The organism is Floridaenema flaviceps BLCC-F50 (assembly GCF_041929275.2).
In the GTDB taxonomy this organism is placed as follows: domain Bacteria; phylum Cyanobacteriota; class Cyanobacteriia; order Cyanobacteriales; family Aerosakkonemataceae; genus Floridanema; species Floridanema flaviceps.
In genome coordinates this window covers 2,327,005-2,344,512 of the sequence record NZ_JBHFNR020000001.1, presented here as the reverse complement: position 1 = coordinate 2,344,512, position 17,508 = coordinate 2,327,005, and the positions used below count along the sequence as shown (strand labels likewise).

Annotated in this window: 20 protein-coding genes; 9 read left to right on the top strand and 11 right to left on the bottom strand. The window is 39.2% G+C overall.

Translation table 11 applies throughout. The annotated features are described in order from the left end of the window. Positions 1–100: 100 nt before the first annotated feature. The 4 genes from ACE1CI_RS11290 to ACE1CI_RS11275 form a co-directional block, all read right to left on the bottom strand. A complete protein-coding gene (locus ACE1CI_RS11290; RefSeq protein ID WP_413265356.1) occupies positions 101–592 on the bottom strand; it encodes a hypothetical protein in 492 nt (163 codons plus the stop codon). Beyond that, complete coding sequence (locus ACE1CI_RS11285; protein WP_413265357.1) at positions 585–734, bottom strand: hypothetical protein; 150 nt, start codon at positions 732–734, stop codon at positions 585–587. Before ACE1CI_RS11285 ends, ACE1CI_RS11290 begins: the two co-directional genes overlap by 8 nt. A gap of 137 nt (positions 735–871) precedes the next feature. After that, positions 872–1,846 carry a homogentisate phytyltransferase gene (locus tag ACE1CI_RS11280; RefSeq protein ID WP_413265358.1) on the bottom strand — a complete coding sequence of 325 codons (975 nt, stop codon included), beginning with the start codon at positions 1,844–1,846 and terminating at the stop codon, positions 872–874. 255 nt (positions 1,847–2,101) lie between these two features. Continuing rightward, positions 2,102–2,950 carry a methyltransferase domain-containing protein gene (locus tag ACE1CI_RS11275; RefSeq protein ID WP_413265359.1) on the bottom strand — a complete coding sequence of 283 codons (849 nt, stop codon included), beginning with the start codon at positions 2,948–2,950 and terminating at the stop codon, positions 2,102–2,104. A gap of 132 nt (positions 2,951–3,082) precedes the next feature. Here ACE1CI_RS11275 and ACE1CI_RS11270 point away from each other — a divergent pair, with 132 nt between their 5' ends. Beyond that, positions 3,083–4,417 (top strand): TrkH family potassium uptake protein, encoded by a 1,335-nt coding sequence (locus ACE1CI_RS11270; RefSeq protein ID WP_413265360.1) that lies wholly within the window; start codon positions 3,083–3,085, stop codon positions 4,415–4,417. A gap of 67 nt (positions 4,418–4,484) precedes the next feature. Then, on the top strand, positions 4,485–5,180 hold the full coding sequence (locus tag ACE1CI_RS11265; RefSeq protein WP_413265361.1) for a potassium channel family protein: 696 nt from the start codon (positions 4,485–4,487) through the stop codon (positions 5,178–5,180). Positions 5,181–5,190: 10 nt separating this feature from the next. On the opposite strand, the gene ACE1CI_RS11260 is transcribed toward ACE1CI_RS11265, so the two are convergent. Further along, a complete protein-coding gene (locus tag ACE1CI_RS11260; RefSeq protein ID WP_413265362.1) occupies positions 5,191–6,120 on the bottom strand; it encodes a tetratricopeptide repeat protein in 930 nt (309 codons plus the stop codon). Between the two features lie 73 nt (positions 6,121–6,193). Continuing rightward, positions 6,194–7,327, bottom strand: a complete 1,134-nt coding sequence (gene queA, locus ACE1CI_RS11255; protein ID WP_413265363.1) for a tRNA preQ1(34) S-adenosylmethionine ribosyltransferase-isomerase QueA — start codon at positions 7,325–7,327, stop codon at positions 6,194–6,196. Between the two features lie 374 nt (positions 7,328–7,701). Between queA and ACE1CI_RS11250 the strand changes: the two genes are divergently transcribed. Then, on the top strand, positions 7,702–8,091 hold the full coding sequence (locus ACE1CI_RS11250) for a hypothetical protein (protein WP_413265364.1): 390 nt from the start codon (positions 7,702–7,704) through the stop codon (positions 8,089–8,091). An 83-nt stretch (positions 8,092–8,174) separates the two neighbouring features. Here the strand turns inward: ACE1CI_RS11250 and ACE1CI_RS11245 are convergent, their stop codons facing one another. After that, on the bottom strand, positions 8,175–8,687 hold the full coding sequence (locus tag ACE1CI_RS11245) for a YraN family protein (RefSeq protein WP_413265365.1): 513 nt from the start codon (positions 8,685–8,687) through the stop codon (positions 8,175–8,177). Between the two features lie 14 nt (positions 8,688–8,701). Here ACE1CI_RS11245 and ACE1CI_RS11240 point away from each other — a divergent pair, with 14 nt between their 5' ends. Further along, the gene (locus ACE1CI_RS11240; protein WP_413265366.1) at positions 8,702–9,214 is read left to right on the top strand and encodes a pentapeptide repeat-containing protein; all 513 of its coding nucleotides are present in this window, start codon (positions 8,702–8,704) and stop codon (positions 9,212–9,214) included. An 81-nt stretch (positions 9,215–9,295) separates the two neighbouring features. Here ACE1CI_RS11240 and dnaG read toward each other — a convergent pair whose 3' ends face one another. Further along, positions 9,296–11,287 (bottom strand): DNA primase, encoded by a 1,992-nt coding sequence (gene dnaG, locus ACE1CI_RS11235; protein ID WP_413265367.1) that lies wholly within the window; start codon positions 11,285–11,287, stop codon positions 9,296–9,298. A 550-nt stretch (positions 11,288–11,837) separates the two neighbouring features. Between dnaG and ACE1CI_RS11230 the strand changes: the two genes are divergently transcribed. Together ACE1CI_RS11230 and ACE1CI_RS11225 are read left to right on the top strand one after the other, a co-directional pair. Beyond that, a complete protein-coding gene (locus tag ACE1CI_RS11230; RefSeq protein ID WP_413265368.1) occupies positions 11,838–11,966 on the top strand; it encodes a hypothetical protein in 129 nt (42 codons plus the stop codon). A gap of 692 nt (positions 11,967–12,658) precedes the next feature. Next, a complete protein-coding gene (locus ACE1CI_RS11225; RefSeq protein WP_496615402.1) occupies positions 12,659–12,931 on the top strand; it encodes a hypothetical protein in 273 nt (90 codons plus the stop codon). 108 nt (positions 12,932–13,039) lie between these two features. Here ACE1CI_RS11225 and ACE1CI_RS11220 read toward each other — a convergent pair whose 3' ends face one another. Then, on the bottom strand, positions 13,040–13,810 hold the full coding sequence (locus ACE1CI_RS11220; RefSeq protein ID WP_413265376.1) for a hypothetical protein: 771 nt from the start codon (positions 13,808–13,810) through the stop codon (positions 13,040–13,042). A 114-nt stretch (positions 13,811–13,924) separates the two neighbouring features. After that, on the bottom strand, positions 13,925–14,164 hold the full coding sequence (locus tag ACE1CI_RS11215) for a hypothetical protein (protein ID WP_413265370.1): 240 nt from the start codon (positions 14,162–14,164) through the stop codon (positions 13,925–13,927). A 430-nt stretch (positions 14,165–14,594) separates the two neighbouring features. Here ACE1CI_RS11215 and ACE1CI_RS11210 point away from each other — a divergent pair, with 430 nt between their 5' ends. After that, positions 14,595–15,257 (top strand): class I SAM-dependent methyltransferase, encoded by a 663-nt coding sequence (locus ACE1CI_RS11210; RefSeq protein WP_413265371.1) that lies wholly within the window; start codon positions 14,595–14,597, stop codon positions 15,255–15,257. A gap of 66 nt (positions 15,258–15,323) precedes the next feature. On the opposite strand, the gene ACE1CI_RS11205 is transcribed toward ACE1CI_RS11210, so the two are convergent. Then, positions 15,324–15,605 carry a hypothetical protein gene (locus ACE1CI_RS11205; RefSeq protein ID WP_413265372.1) on the bottom strand — a complete coding sequence of 94 codons (282 nt, stop codon included), beginning with the start codon at positions 15,603–15,605 and terminating at the stop codon, positions 15,324–15,326. Positions 15,606–15,783: 178 nt separating this feature from the next. On the opposite strand from ACE1CI_RS11205, the gene ACE1CI_RS11200 reads away from it, so the two are divergent. Next, positions 15,784–16,698 carry a LysR family transcriptional regulator gene (locus ACE1CI_RS11200; protein WP_413265373.1) on the top strand — a complete coding sequence of 305 codons (915 nt, stop codon included), beginning with the start codon at positions 15,784–15,786 and terminating at the stop codon, positions 16,696–16,698. A gap of 215 nt (positions 16,699–16,913) precedes the next feature. Then, on the top strand, positions 16,914–17,495 hold the full coding sequence (locus tag ACE1CI_RS11195; RefSeq protein ID WP_413265374.1) for a DUF4142 domain-containing protein: 582 nt from the start codon (positions 16,914–16,916) through the stop codon (positions 17,493–17,495). Positions 17,496–17,508 lie beyond the last annotated feature (13 nt).

Sequence of the window (17,508 nt, the reverse complement as noted above, 5' to 3'; positions counted from 1 at the left end):
GCGGGCAACTCCTGAACGAGTTTTGAGTTAACGAACTTCCCCTTGTCCCAAGAGTCTCCTTGTCTCCTTGTCTCAACAGTCCCCCGTTCCCTCAAACTTGCTATTGTGCTGGAACTAAGTCTGTGAGATCTCTGCCTGTGCTTCTTCCGTTGTAACCTTGGAAGTCTTGGTATTGTCGGGCTTGTTCTTCGGGAACTCTGATTCCTTCGGGTGGTGGTGTTACCCACTGAGCACGACCTTGAGCATCACGATAGTAGACACGCCCGTTTTTGGAAAGATAATATTTGCCTGTTGCCCCTTGCTCTTGTTTGTTCTTGTGTTGGTTGTACAGATAATAAAGTGCTGCTGCACCAGCCAAAATTGCTACTTTTTGTCCGGTTGATAGTCCTTGACGCGCTTGGGGTCTAGTAGGATTTCCAGAAACAGTTCTATTAGCTGTATTTTGGACTGCGGGACGAGAATCGTTAACCGGAGTTTGGTTGGCTGTATTTGAGCCTCCACAAGAAGCAAGAATTGGTGCGCTTAAGCTTGTTGTCAGCAACAATGCTACTGTTTGTGTAAATTTTTTTCCTTTCCCAAGTATTTTATCCATTAATCTTTCCTGGTCTTTCTGGCGAGTAGGTTATCGTCGATGCAAGGACTTGTAATTTTGCTTGATTACCAATAACTCTTTTGACTTTATAATTAGTCATTTCCTGACAAACTAAGGTTTGCAGATACTCGAATTTAGCCAAGATAGTTATTGGGTTTGATTTATTATTGCTGGCTATCCCAAATAGGTTCCTCCAACTTGGGATAGAATAATAGGTCATCCTGAAGAATGACCTGTTTTTGATTTGGCTATATGTAGTGCCCGAAACAATTAATGGTTTTACTTGGTCAGGCAAGCTAGGGGAAAGAGGAGATATTCTAAGAAGAATAGTTTCCAGATAAATTGATAGAATTTGCCGATCGCAGTTTTATCTTGTAAATCTACTTTTTGACTTTGCCACCAAAGTAAGCCTAGTGCGAACAGATGGGTGATGACTAGAAATATGCTATTAACTGAAGGTAGCCACCAAATTCCTGCAATTATCATCCCTAAGTAACAGGTGGTTAATAGCCAGAGTGAGAGGTTGAAGACGGTTTTTTGCCCTAGTTGAATGGTGAAGGTGGTAATGTTGTATTGTTTGTCGCCTTCGAGGTCGGGTATGTCTTTAAAGATGGCGATCGCAATTGTAAACACCAGAATAAATAAGGTTAATGCCCACACTTCTAGGGTAATTACTTGTTTGGCTTGCAACACCCAACGAAAATGTAAATATAGCCCTAAGTTGACGATCGCTCCCCGCACTGTAAAAATACAGATCGCTGCCCAAAAGGGAAACCGCTTTAAGCGAATCGGTGGTAAGGAATAAGCTGTGCCAATGGCTAAACTAATTCCTACCATTCCCAGGAGAAATGGCCCCATTAATCCTGCTATTAATAAGGCTAAGATTCCTGAAATGCTGATAATTAAAATTGCTTGTTTGCGGGTAAATTCTCCTGATGCTAAGGGCAAGTGCGGCTTATTAATTTTGTCGATTTCGACATCTTCGATTTGATTTAATCCGACTATGTAAATGTTGCCGCCAAGACAAGCAACCCAAGCGCCTAACAATTGCCAGATTAGTGATAGGTTAATATTGTGATTTACGGAGGCGATCGCTATTAAATACAGCCCGATCGCACTGCAAGTAGTACCAATGACTGTGTGAGGTCGGCAAAATTTCCAATAAGGATAAAACCAAGGTTTTGCAGGTCGGTTGCTTGCAGAGTCTACAATTGTAGCGGGAAATGAGTAAGTTTTTTGTCTAATTTCTTTCATTATCTTCTCGATCGGGTTTCTCGCTTGATTTTAATCTAAATATTAATCAAAAGATAACTTCCGATCGAGGTTTTTATTGTCAATCGATTCTGTTAAAATAGAAATTTTTATGCTGTGTATATTAATGTAGAGACGTTTCATGAAACGTCTCTACAGGTTGTAGTTTCATGAAACTTCTCTACAGGTTGTAGTTTCATGAAACGTCTTTACAGGTTGTAGTTTCATGAAACGTCTCTACAGGTTGTAAATTTGGGATTATTTGTTGCCACAGAGTAAGCCGAATCTAATTAATCCGCGTTCATATCCGCGCTGCATTAATCCGAGAGACATTGCGCCTTGAATAGTAGCCCAACCGGAAAATAGTAAACCGATTATTGCTTCTAAATTAAACACTGAATCAATGACCACATTCCAAAAAGGTGCGACTGCTTTTGACCAATCTGCGGTACGGATGTTTTGGAAGGATAGATTTTTGGCGATCGCTTCATATTCTGGCAAAGAAATCACATAAGGTAAACAATAAACCCGATAAATTTCTGCCAAATGATGTAGTTCATCAGGCGTTAATGGCTGATTTGGCGGCATAGTTGGACGATGACACCAAGTAGCCATTAAAAAAGTTCCACCAGGTTTTAATACCCGATAACATTCTCGTAAAAATTGCTCTTTATCTGCCATGTGTTCCCCACTTTCCATTGACCAAACAAAGTCAAAAGAAGCATCTGCAAAAGGCATTTGCAAAGCATCTGCGACTAAAAACTGGGTTTTTTCACTCATTCCGGCTGTCGCCGCCCGTTCTGTCGCCCTAGCAGCCTGAACAGGACTCAGGGTAATTCCCGTAGCTGTAGCATTATATTTTTGCGCCAAATATAAGGAACTTCCACCAATACCGCACCCAACATCTAGAATTTTCTCGGCTTGCTGTATTCCCGACCATTTCAGCAGTTCTTCAATCAAATCAATTTGCGCCTGACGACGTTCCTTTTTGATGTTTCCCTCCAAACCGTAGTAACCGTGGTGCATGTGTTCGCCCCACACTTTTTCCCAAAGTCCAGAGGAAGCATCGTAAAATTCCTGAATTCTTTGATTTAGGGTAGATGGCATAGCAGATATCTCTGTGTTAAGTTCTGTAACATTAAAAATTAGCCTAACAAAGAAGGTCATTTAATTTTCGATTTTAGATTTAAAGTACACAGAAGGCAGTAAGCTGCAAAAAGAATACTAAGTAAAGACTCCATGACCATATCTAGAACCATTTGTTTAGGTTTTCTGGCTGTAATCACGATCGGATCTCTCCTTTTAATGATGCCTTTCTCGACTAGTAGTGGGAATTGGAACGACCCTATTGTGGCATTGTTTACCTCTACCTCTGCGGTTTGTGTGACTGGGCTATCTGTGGTAGACCCGGGAAGTTACTTTTCTTTTTGGGGACAGTTGATTTTAGTTGCTCTTGTCCAAATTGGGGGACTGGGGTATATGACAACAACAACTTTTTTAATTTTGCTGGTGGGAAGGAGGTTTGATTTACGGCATAAAATGGCGATTCAACAAGCTTTGGATCGCCCAGGATTGCAAGAAGCTCCCCAATTAATTCGCTCAGTTATCGCTACTACGATGATTTTTGAAATAACAGGGATTTTTTTATTAATGCCTGTGTTTGCGCCCAAGTATGGGTTAAGTAAAGGTTTGTGGCTGTCAATTTTTCACAGTGTTAATTCTTGGAATAATGCTGGTTTTAGTTTGTTTAACGATAATTTCATTGGCTATCAATCCTCGGCTTTGTTAATTGCTGTAGTGACGGGATTAATTATTTTTGGCGGCATTGGCTATGGGGTGATTTTTGAGCTTTTTTTGTGGTTGCGCGATCGCATCCAAGGCAAAAAAGCTTGTATTAGATTCTCTTTAAATTTTAAAGTTGCCCTGAGTACAACGATCGCGCTTTTAGTCTTTGGCACAATTGCTTTCTTTTTTATCGAATGGAGGAACCCTGGAACATTTGGGCCGATGAATTTGGGAGATAAAGTACTCAATGCTTGGTTTCAATCTGTGACTCCCAGAACTGCGGGATTTAACACAATTGATATCGGAAAAATGACCACAGCAGGGTTATTTTTAACTATTGCTTTAATGTTTATTGGTGCTAGTCCCGGAGGTACAGGCGGAGGAATCAAAACTACAACTGTGCGCGTTCTCACTAGTGCAACAAAAGCTATTTTACAAGGGCAAGAAGAAGTTGTTCTCTATAAACGCGAAGTAGCTATTTCGTTGATTTTAAAAGCGATTGGTGTGCTGATTGGTTCAGTTGCTACTGTGCTACTTTCGACAATTTTGATTTCCCTTACCGATCGAGAATTCGACTTTCTGCAAATTCTGTTTGAAGTTGTCTCAGCTTTTGGTACGGTTGGTCTTTCGACGGGAATTACTGCTAAGCTCTCAGTAATGGGCAAGTTACTGATAATTGCCACTATGTACATCGGTCGGGTAGGAGTTTTATTATTGATGGCAGCGCTATTAGGAGATCCCCGTCCTACTTCAGTTCGTTATCCAGAAGAAACTCTTTTAGTGGGATAATGTTTGTATTACCCATACCTTGTTACCCTAAAAAGTAATAGCCATCAATTCAAATTCACTATAACTTATGAGTCTTTCATCGTTGAATTTTTTCCGTAATTTACGTAAAGGAAATAACCAGTTTGCTGTAATTGGTTTAGGACGTTTTGGTAGGGCTGTCTGCTCCAGCTTGTATAAAATGGGATACGAAGTAATGGGAACAGATGTAGATGAAAAAAGAGTGTCCCAAGCATTAACCGATCAGGTACTTTCTCATGCGGTGCAGCTAGATTCGACTGAACCTTCAGCACTCAAGGAATCAGGAATTTATGAGTTTGATACGGTGATAGTGGCGATCGGGAATTATCTGGAAGAAAGCATTATTACCACTCTCAATTTAAAGGAAGCTGGTGTTCCTCATGTGGTAGCAAAAGCTTCTTCGGAAGTTCATGTGAAACTCTTAAAAAGAGTTGGTGCAGATCATGTAATTTATCCAGAACATGAAGCTGGTTGTAACTTAGCACGAGCTTTAACTAAACCAAACATTATCGAAAGATTTGAGTTAGACCCAGAAAATAGTATCGTGGAAATAATTACTCCCGATGGTTTTCATGGCAAAACTATTGCCGAATTACAACTGCGGAATCGCTTTGGGGTAAATATGCTAGCTGTCAGTCAGGATGGCAAGTTTGAAATTAACCCTAACCCCAATAAAAGACTAGAAAAGGGTTCAGCAATGGTAGTGATTGGTTCTAATAAAGATATCAATCGCCTACCAATTTAACTGAATTTTGCTATTTCTTAGTCTCCAAGGTTTGTTTAATTTGATTGATTAATTCGGTAAGTTCTGTAGCCTTGGAGTTGTTACCTTGGTCTTCATAAATTTTCCTAGCTCTTCTTAAGGATGAGAGCGCATTTTGTAATTTACCTTCCTCGTACAACAGCATACCTAAATTGTAGTGAGCAATGGGATCTTTTGGCTGACGACGAATTGCTTGGTTGTAAGCTGCGATCGCTTCTTCTGGGCGTTCTTGTTGCACTAAAAGATTCGCTAAACTAATTTGTGCTTTCACTAATTTAGGATCGAGAACTGTGACTCTTTGGTAAGTTTCTATGGCTGCATCAAAGTTTCCCTGTTGCTCTAAAGCTATGGCTAAATTTAACAAAGCGTTGACATTTCTGGGATTGAGAGCGATCGCTTGACGATAAGCATCAATTGCACCATCCAACTGTTTTTGCTCGTACAATGCTACTCCCATATTGTAGTAAGCATTTGGATTGCGGGAATTAATAGCAATGGAGCGTTGGTAAGCTGCGATCGCGTCATCTAATCTACCTTGGCGATACAATGCTATGCCTAAATTGTAATGAGCTTCAGCTAAAGAAGGATCTAATTCAATGGCTTTAGAAAATTCTGCGATCGCATCTGCATTCCGACCATTTTGCAACAACACATTGCCCATATAATGATAAGCCATCGCCATACTAGGGTCGCGTTCCACTGCTTTTTGAAAAGCTCCATAAGCTGCGGCTAAATTTCCTTGACTGTAACTGCTAACTCCTTCCTGGAAGTAACCAGCTGCTTCCAAATCTTGAGTATAAACACCTTGAATTAGCTGTTTTGTTCCTGGCAAACTAATTGCAGGCTTACCCACAGCAATAGGCGTAAAAAGCGCAGTGGTAACAATGACAAGTAGATGACTATAAAAGATCTGTTTCAACATATTCGGCTGATCGGAGAATTGTAGTTAAGGGTGGACAAAATTGGTTAATATTAAGTTAACAAACCACTAAATTTTAATTAATCCTGGCTTCTGGCAAAATCAGCATAGCATCACCAAAAGAATAAAAGCGGTAATTTTGTGCGATCGCATCTTCATACAAAGACAACAACCTCTTCCTTCCCACCAAAGCACTAACCAGCATCATTAAACTAGAACGTGGTAAATGAAAATTCGTAATCAATCCCTCCACCACACGCCATTTATAACCGGGATAAATAAACAATTCAGTTTGACCACAAAAAGGTCGTAATTCCCCATTTTGCGCTGCTCCTTCTAAAGAACGCACTGCTGTCGTTCCCACCGCAATAATTCTACCCCCTCTAGCCTTAGCCTCCTGAATTTTTGCCACTGTCGTCTCTGGAATCTCTACCCATTCCCCGTGCATTTGGTGATTAGTAATTTTTTCAACCTCCACAGGTCGAAAAGTACCTACGCCAATATGCAAGGTGACAAAAGTTTGTTCAATTCCTTTCGCTGTTAATTTCTCCAATAACTCAGGAGTAAAGTGTAACCCAGCTGTTGGCGCTGCTACTGAGCCTGGAGTCTGTGCATAAACAGTTTGGTACTGTTCTGCTAGAGATTGCGACTCTTTAATATAAGGAGGTAAAGGTACATGACCAAACTGATCTAAAACTTCAATTAAAGATTTTCCTTCCGGTACTTTAAATTGCAAAATTCGCCCACCTGTCGCTTCATCCTTTTGCAGAATTTTCGCAGTTAAAATAAAATCTGCTTGCTCCGGTAAAGAATTATTCGCCTCAAAATAAATTTCTGCTCCCGGTAGTAAGCGTCTACCCGGTTTTACCAAAGCTAACCAACAGTTATTTTTTTGCTCTTGGAGCAGCAAAACCTCTACAGGTGCGCCAGTAGATTTACGTCCGTAAAGTCTAGCATGAATCACACTCGTGTTATTCATCACCAGTAAATCTCCTGGGAGGAGCAATTCTACTAAATCGCGAAAAACTCGATCGCTGTGTTCGGTGGGGGAATCGACTACCAACAAGCGAGCGCTATCTCTCGGTGTGACTGGATTTTGGGCGATGCGCTCTGAGGGAAGTTGATAGTCGTAAGCAGATAATAAGAGGTCTTCGTTGCTTTCCCCAACAGGACTGGAAGATAAAAAGGATGCAGGTTTTGGCTGGTTCATGCAAGATTTCAGTTCAGTTATAGTTCTTAATTTAACTCGTTAAAATCGCTTTCCTTTTGCATACTTGAAAAAATTTTGAAATTTCTCTCGTAATATGAGATATTAATGATATACAGAGCCTCATTTTAATTTTGCTCCTAATTCAACATCTTTCAAGCTGAGTGAGAGTAAGAATTGACATATATTTATAGTTTTGTAAAGTTTTTATTCAACCCGGCGATAGTTGATTTTATTATCTTAATAAAGTGGCAAAGATTAGCAACTAAATTGGGTAAAACTACCCAAGTTAGTTTGGGGGATTTAACCCTATATGAATTCCTCTTTTTTAGTGACAATATAAGGTGTAGCATTTGCTTTCCCCCCAAGCACCCCTTATGGATTACCTGTACTTCTTAGCTAACGCCAGTCTTACCCAAAGAGTAGTTGAGTTTTTACACAAAAATAACCAACTTCCCCTCTACTCCGTAACCGTTCTGCACCAAATTGACGGTTGGGTAATTAAAGTAAAAATGAGTAAGGAACTAGACTCTTATCTAGATGGTAACTTTAGAGCTTATCTGAGTGAATTAGGCATTCCTTACCAACCGGAAGTGCGCGTGAAGATGGCGCTTTGGAGTTTGGATGCAGGCGAACCACCGATCGAAGTAATGCGTCGTTATCAAGTAGCAATTGTGTCTCATGGTAGACCAGACAAAGAAGAAATTGAGACCTTCCGTAAGCAATTTGTCAATGGGTTAGGATATTGCCCAGAAACTTTGGCTTAACCCTTAATGTTTTTCCAATTTGTCATCTATCTAAAGTCAAAGATAGAAATATTTATAATATAAGACTTTAGATAGATGACAAATTAAAAATCATAGTTTAAAGCTGACTCAATGTAGTGTTGTAAAACGAGTTGATATTCCGCAATATATACAGTTGACTGTTGAATGAAGTCATCTGTATTTTTTAAGGGGCTAAAGCAGGAATAATTAGTAGTAACACTACAATTAGAGTTGGTTTCTTGAGATAATTTATTTTTTACCCTTTGACAGGTAACTAAAGCAACATCAAATCTACAGATTTTTTGAGCAAAATCTCCTGAAGCGAGAAATAATTGTGCTGTTTGCCAAAGTTTAGCTTGTTTTTGGGGAGTAATAGATAGTAAACCATCACAATCCCAATTTCCGCGACTTCGAGTTTTGACTTCGACAAACAGCAAGAAATTTGACTGATTTTCGGCGATGATGTCTAACTCTCCCCAACGACAGCGCCAGCGACGATGGATAATGCTCCAACCTTGTTCTTGCAACCATTGTGCAACTAGGTCTTCTCCTAATGCACCGAAATCGGGATAATTAGATACTGAACGATTCCCCATTGACTGTAAGCAGCATGAATTTTCGACTAGACGATCGGATTTCCAGGATATTACTCAGTTTATGGCTCTGGGCAGTAATTTGCTTAGTAGCTTTTGTGGGAACTGCGACTCCAGTTCTAGCTTTGGATTATAACAACGAGGCTCTGGTTGGTGCAGATTTCTCTAATCGGGAGTTAACTGATTCTAGCTTTACTAAAGCAAATCTCCGCAGTAGCGATTTTAGCCATGCAAATTTACGAGGAGTTAGTCTTTATGGGGCTAATTTCCTCTATGCTAATTTGGAGGGTGCGGATCTTTCGTACTCGACGATCGCAACTGCTCGTTTTCCCAAAGCTAATTTGAAGGATGCGATTTTAGAAGGCGCTTTCGCTTTCAATGCTAAGTTTGAAGGTGCAAATATTGAAGGCGCTGATTTCACTGATGTTTTGTTGCGAGACGATCAGCTAGAAGCGCTTTGTAAAGTTGCTACAGGTACTAATCCTGTAACAGGACGTGATACTCGCGAAACTTTAATGTGTCCTGATTAGGATATTTGAAAAGGTTTTGGCGGTTAAAACCGCGACTATACAAACTAAGTCCTCCTTCGCGGACTAGAACTTTTAAAGTTGTCATAAATCGGAGATGGAAACTTGGCATTGTTGCTCTAATTCCATACTCCGTTGTTTATAATGCAGGAATTCTTGGTAATATTTTTTCTGAAGTTCTGGGTCTGTAGAACTGTCGGGTTTTTCAAAAAGTGCTAAAAATTGACGGGATTGTTTTTCGCACATAATTTGTTCCATGCGTGCGATCGCTGCTTTGATTAATTCTCCTGCTCGATAAAGGTTGGCTTCTGCCATTTCATCTAAAATAAATAGCCGGGAAGCTTGCGCTATTTCTTTGGGAAATTCTATCGCTTTATCTTGCAGTTTAGAAATCAGATTTTCCGAACTTAAATTAATATCAATTTCGCGAATTTGTTGCCACAAAAACCGATGATGGGAAAAGCTAAATTCTAGTTCCTGGGTTTCTAAACCATCAATTATATTTTGGCGATATTCTGGACAATGAATATAAAGACGCAACAATAAAGCTTCAGCGATTTTTAAAAGGTCGTCTCGCTGAGTTGTAACTATTTTTTCTGCGTCTGTATTTGGCTTTTTAACAAGGCGAAGTTGGGGTTTAGTTTGGGGATAATTACGCTTAACTAACTTCTCTATCAATAATGGCATTTGGAGAGATTGATTATTGCGACTTAGTGCTTTCCAATGTTGAACAACTTTACTGAGGAGATTTTCGGAAATTAACGGAATTTGCCGGGAATCTCCTCTACTCAAGCGTTCGGCGCATTGATTAACATAATGGGTTAGCTGATTATCGTCGATGATGTTACCAAGAATTTTTACCATTTCTTCGGCAACTTGCTGATATTGATTAGCTTGTCTGAGGTCTTTTCCTTCTAACAATTGTTCAATTTCCCAAGCTAACCACAAAGGCGCTTCATTTAACAAATTTTGATATGGTTCAGCGGAATAGGTTTTTAAGTATTCATCGGCATCTTTGCCATTGGGAAGGTTGAGAATGCGGAGTTGAATTTCTCCTCGATAAGCTAAGTTGGCGATTTCTCCGATCGCTCTTTTGGCTGCGGTATTACCTGCTTTGTCTGCATCGAAATTTAAAACTAATTGTTTGGATTCGTTATAACGCAAAAGTAATTTTACTTGGTCTAAACTTAAGGCTGTTCCCAAGGAGGCGACGGCGTTATTAATTCCCTTGGCGTGAAGTGCGATCGCATCAAAATACCCTTCCACCACTACTGCTAAATCTTGCTTGGAAATCGCATCTTTCGCCTTATCCAAAGCAAACAAAGTTTTACCTTTATTAAATAGTTGCGTGTCGGGAGAGTTGAGATATTTTGGTTGTTCGTCAGCAAGAGTTCTGCCACCAAAACCGATGATTCTACCTTGGAGATCGTGAATGGGAATGATTAGGCGATCGCGAAAATAATCATAGTAGCTAACTTGCGATTCTTTGCGAAGCCGAATCAATCCCGCCTGTTCTACCAATTGCACAGAAAATCTCTTTTGTTCCACCAAATATCTATAAAGAGTTTCCCACCCCGCAGGCGCATAACCTAACTGAAACTTTTGAATTGTTTCATCATTTAACTGTCGTTGCGATCGCAAATATTCTAAAGCTACTTTTCCTGAAGGTTGATACAAAGCGTGTTGATAAAATGCTGCTGTTACTGCCAGAATTTCAAATAATTGCTCTCTTAAAGTTAGTTGGCGTTGCAGTTCTTGACGTTGTTCCGGTTCCAATGTTTGCACTGGTATGGAATAGCGTCGTGCCAAATTTAACACTACATCAGCAAAAGATTGTTTTTCTAATTCCATGAGGAATGTAATAACATTTCCCCCAGCTTGACAACCGAAGCAATAATACATTTGCTTGTGGGGACTGACGCTAAAACTGGGAGATTTTTCATCATGGAAAGGGCATAAACCCTGGAAATCTTTACCTCGTTTGCGTAAAACAACTTTTTCCGAGATGACTTCTACGATATCAGCCCGTTGTTTAACTTGTTCGATCGTGTCTGGATGCAGGCGAGGTATTTGCATCGGTGGCTTATTTTTTGCAACTTAAATTGCCATTCCATTATAGGCTACCCAACCCAGATCCCCGACTTCTTCAAGAAGTCGGGGATCTACTAGGCTACCCAACCCAGATCCCCGACTTCTTCAAGAAGTCGGGGATCTACGAGTAACTTCCCATCTTTTCCCTTCCGTACCTCAGAGTACTTAAGTGATATTACGGAAATTGTTAATAATTGTCTCACAGGCGACTGAAAAATTGGTAGTTTTACTGTATCTTTAAGATAAATAGATAGTTTTGCATCGCGATCGTAAAAAGTTAGGAAAATTTTCCTGAATCCGATGCTAATGGGTGTATCTATATATTGGATAGAGCAGATAGAAAAAATAATCCAACTGATAGATAAGTAAGAATACGGGAAAGTGAAGTTCGACACTAAGTAATCTTACGATCCGATCGGTTTCCTATTACAGGCGGCGCTGTGAGAGGAATTCAAGATTTATCATCTTGAACTGTTAAGTCTTGTTTGTTTTCAAGCTAATTTCCCTGTCTTTAAAAAATTGACGAGGTTGAATTATGGAACTGCTAGCTTATATCTACATGACTTTGGCGCAAAAACCAGAATTACAAAAAGTCTCTAAATCCAGAAATTTGGAGAAGCAAGAAAGCCAAGAAATTTTCCAATATGTAGCTGTGGGATTATAGAGAACCGTTGTTTGATAATGATTCTGGGAATTTGAAGATATTTTCGGGAATCATTGTTGTATATCTTGTACTTATGGCGATCGCTAACCCTGATTAATTGTGGGACGCTCGCTCGATCGGGAATCCTAGTACTCAGTCCCCAAAACCAGAATTTTCCGCCATAAGTACAAGATCTCCCAAATTTCCTAGCGAAAATACTACCTTTAGAGAATCTTCATAAAAATATTGTAATTTCCTGACAAATTAACCTATTTTCAAAACTAACAGACTGATCCGGAATTTCCCTCTGTTATGTAGTATTGCTTTATATGCAATAAAGCAATCACTAAAGCTCAAAGAAAAGAATAGAAAGCATCATGAAAGTATAAAAGTACAGGTAGTTGTGCTTTTATAGCCTATTTTTCCTGACCTTTCTCTTTCCATAATGCTAGGTGCATTTCTACTAAATTCGCAGATTTGCTGTATCTACTAATAATTGATTGCTTCCTAGCTTTTTACTTAAAACCATTTCTTAGTGAACCATTCAACAGATGAATTTGCCTCTCTAAAGTACCATCTAATTTCTCCAAATGCGTTTGATCCTCTATCAGTAAAACGCTGTTGAACATTCTCCGTTAGGTGAGAGACTCACCTACAAATTTTTGTCAATTGCTCCAGTAAAAACCGTAGCCAAATTTTGTGATTGCTATCCCATGAATGAATTAGTTACCATGTTAAACCAAGTAGTCGATCATAGATTTCCAGAGTACAACCGAACCTTGCTCAACTTGCTGAAAATGGATATTCAAATGATTGTCAGCATGGCTAGTAGGAGAAATCCTCAAGATGAAAATGTCAGAGAGCTAATTATGCAGTTGAATGAGTTGCTCAATTCTATTGATAACCATGACCCGCAAAAACAAGAATTTATTGTGATTACAATGAGGCATCACTTAAAACAAATTTTAAAGAAGGCTGGAGGATGAAATAGAAGAACAGAAACAGAATGGGTTTAATTTAAGTTGAGAAGTTTATAGTGGAAGCAAAGGTAACAGAGGTGATTGTTTTCCTCAATCCTCTATTACCTTGCTTACTTAAGCTGTCTTGAAAAAGCGAATAATTTCCCGGACATGATCGAGGAATTGCCCATCGGTGGAAAGTTGCGCGATCGCTTGTTCTGCTTCTCGCGATAATCTGTTATGTTCAGCTTGATTATTAGCTTTTAATTCTTCTAAATTAGCTGCAATGCGGTTTAAATCATGGCGTGTTGCTTCCCACTGTCTTTGTTGTGTGGCTACCCAAGAGTTGGGATATTCTGGATTTAAATTTTCTTCGATTCTTTGCACAGTTGCTTCTAATTCGCGAAAACGATGACGCAATTCTAAAATATCTTCACGGGGATATTTTACTTGTTCGCGAATCATGGTTAATCTGGCGGCTAAATATTGATAGGCGCGAACTGCTGGACGTAAAATTGTTAGTAATAAAGCCGCAACAGAACCAAGATAACCGATCGCACTAATCCCCAGAACTGCTAAAGTATAAAAGCCGATCGCAGAAATTAGGTGCAGAGTGATGGCAACGAAGAGCGATCGCTTAGCGATAATTCGAGCATAATTAACTTGTTTCTGCTCAATTTTAATCCCTTTTTCAGTTGATTCTGTAGCCTCGGCAATTACTTCTTTGGCTTCAAAATGGATATTCCAAGGGATAGTCACAATTGCTAACAACCACTCAAAAATAGCTACAGCAATTACCCAGTCAAGGAAACTACCTGTGGGAATTTGTAACCATTTTAAAATGCCAAAAACTAATAATACGGAAAAGACTATGCCAATGTTAATACTGATGACGCTGTAATACATTTGAGTCACCGAAAAGATATTGTTTATTGTGTCGATCTTGGCTAATTGTCAGAATAATGATTGCTGAGATGTGACGGTTTTAGAGGTTTCACATGGGTTTTTGCCGGGGTTAGATTAACTGAGATCGATCGATTTCAGTTGCCCGTATTTGTCAAACTGAATTGTTACCATTCCGTAGGGGCAATCAGCTGTGATAGTTTGATTTTGCAATTCTTCATCAACTATTTTAGCCTCTAATTGAGGATCGTCAAATCTAATTTCTAGAAAGTATCCTGAGTTGGAATTTGGCTTAGCATCTTCTGCACCTTTTTGTGCTAAGATTTCTTGGATTTCGGAAATATGAATTTTCGCCATTATCAGTACCTCTAGGTCAGTGGAATAAAGTCACCGCTAGCAATGCGGTTTCTGACTAAGTTTGTCCGAATTGGCCCGACTGAAATTATCCTCTGACTGTCGCCAGAAAGAGTAATTCTTATAAGTCGGCCTTCTACTTCTTGGATTATATTAATATTGTTGCTTCTGGTGTCTAAGAAAAGTTGCGCTGATGGGTTGTTTGCTAAACGCAGTAAGTCATCTACATTAAGTTTACCAGTCAGGCTGCCTAACCGCTCATCGTTTAACTGCTGAAATACACGAGGATGAATATCCCATCAGTTTAATAACTCCTTTGCACCACATATTTATTGGTTATTATTTTAAGCGATCGCACTCTCTCTAATTCCATTTTATATGCTTATGTAATAGTATATCCTGGTTTGAACAATGACAAATTCCCTAAATAACTATGACAAAAAGAACGCTTGGCTTAGACAATCAACTCTATGATTACTTTTTATCTGTTTCTGTGAGACAGCCAGATGTTTTGCGGCGTTTGCGCGAAGAAACAGCTAATCATCCCTATGCTACGATGCAAATTTCTCCCGAACAAGGTCAATTTATGGCTTTGTTAGTCCAATTAATTGGCGCGAAAAAAACTTTAGAAATTGGCGTTTTTACGGGTTATAGTTCCCTTTCTGTAGCTTTAGCTTTGCCGCCAGATGGTAAGATTATTGCTTGTGATGTTAGTGAAGAATATACGAATATTGCTCGTCGTTATTGGCAAGAAGCTGGAGTCGCAGAAAAAATTGATTTGCGAATTGCACCAGCTTTAGATACATTAGCTGAATTGTTTAAATCTGGAGAACAAGAAACTTTTGATTTTGCTTTTATCGATGCCGATAAAGGGAATTATCAAGAGTATTATGAACGCTGTTTACAGTTAATCCGTCCTGGTGGGTTAATTGCTATTGATAATGTACTTTGGTCGGGGAGAGTTGCCGATCGCCAAGTGCAAGATCAAAGTACGCAGGCGATCCGTAAATTTAACGAGAAACTATTCCAAGATGAACGAGTCAGTATCAGTATGGTACCTATTGCTGATGGCTTGAGTTTAGCACTGAAACGTTAACATTTAAAAGGGTGGGAATTACCCACCCAAACACTGACCATCAGCCATTTTTTACTCATCAGGTTACTAGTTTTGGTAATAGCGATCTTCGATCCACATCCGCATTTCTGCTTCGGAATCTAAACTAATAGAATTGCCTGTGGTGGGGTCGTAAGCGTTCCACCATGTATGACCTTTGCGATCGCGACTTTGCCAAACTTTTAGCTCGCTAGCATGATTAATTAATGTGACAAATCCTTCACAAATTTTGTTAATAAATGTGGCTAGTTTGGCATTAATTCTTTGTAGATGGATACCATGAGTTAACGGTGAGTTTGATTGATTTTGATGTAAAGAATTGTGCAGCATTTGTTTAGACTTCTCCTGATAAAGGCTTTTTTAAATCTGTCTATAAATCTAATGTACCCTTGATTCAATTAAGCAACCATCTATTGCTTGAATAGCTTATATGAATAAAATCGATAGATAGGAAGAGGAATGAGGCTGCGGTTTTTGGGACAATCTAAACAGTGCGTGTGAAAGCTATATGGATGAAATCAACAAAACTCAGATCAAACTTTCTCAATTGTTGGCTTTGGTTGCTGTTGCGGAGTACAGAAATTTTAGTGAAGCAGCACTGCGTTTAGAAATGTCTCAATCAGCAGTTAGCCACGCTATTGCTAGCTTGGAAGAACAGTTAGGAGTGGTGTTGTTTTACCGAGGTCGTCATGGCGCACATTTAACGCCTGTGGGGGAACGAATTAAAGTTCATGCCAGTCAAGCATTAAGATTAGTAAATGCCATTGAAAAAGAAGCTGATTTAGAAAAAGGTTTACAAGGCGGAGTTGTGCGAGTTGCTTGTTTTCGTAGTGTGGCAACTCATATTTTACCGACTGCGATCGCCAAATTTCACACCATCTTTCCTGATATCAATGTCAAAATTACTGAAGATGACAATTTTTTCAGCATAGAAGATAGTTTGCGTGCAGGTTTTGCTGATATCGGCTTTACTTACTTACCTTCTAGCGATGATTTTGAAACCTGGGAAATTCTCCGAGATGATTACATCGTTCTTTTACCACCAAAAACTAAATTAGATACTCAACAAATTTCTTGGAAACAATTAGCTGAATTTCCTTTAATTATCAGTGCTTCTGGGCCTTGCCATGATTACATTCAACCTTATTTAGAGCGAGCAGAGTACCCGATTAAGATTGCTTACGAAATCCGGGAAGATTCAACAATTGTGAGTATGGTAGGACAAGGGTTAGGCGCAGCTATTCTGCCTCGGTTGGCTGCTGAACCTTTACCCATTGGTATCAAAGAATGTAATTTACCAGTACCTTTGCAACGAGTAATTGGAGTAGCAATTTTAGCAAATGCTCTGCATTCTCCAGCAATTTACGCTTTTTTAGATGCTTTAAAAAATACGGGTAAATTTGCTGTAAAAATGGCTGTTTAATTTGTGGGTATTTAGTTATTTGTCATCTGTCATTTGTGTGAGATTAAAGGTTAAGGAAAAACTACTGAAAAATGAATAATCAGTAACGAAAAATTGCACAAATACCTCTTAAGTAAGACCATAGTTAATCTATGGATAGAAGTTGATTTGAATTGGTAATAGCTATGATTTTCAGAGTAATAATAACCTTGATAAAACAGGACTGTTAATCGCTCATGAAAAATATACTTTCTAGTGGTCTGATAGGAACTGGAATGGTTCTGGCGTTAGCATTTGTAGCTGTAGCCGAACCATCTCAACGTCAACCTAGCACACTACAAAACCGCCAAAATACTACAGAACCAACTCAAAATAGATTAAGTTCTTCAGACAGGCTGTTTATGAATAAAGCAGCACAAGGTAACTTAGCAGAAATACGCTTGAGTCAGTTGGCATTGCAGAAAGGAAGCAGCGATCAAGTTAAGCAGTATGCACAACAAATGATCGATCAACACACGCAAGCAAGTAATCAATTGGCGCAGATTGCTGCTCAGAAAGGTGTTACTTTACCTACACAATTAGATGCTCAACATCAGCAAATAGAACGGCAATTACAACGGCTTTCTGGTGCAAGTTTCGCTCAAGCTTATATGAGAGCAATGGTAAACGATCATGCTCAAACTGTGGCTTTGTTTCAAAAACAAACTCAACAAGGTCGAGATCAAGATGTAGTATCTTTTGCTTCTGAATTGTTGCCAGCGATTCAGGAACATTATACTATGGCTAATAGTATGATTCGCAACTTGGCAAGGCGATAGTTAGATGCTTAAC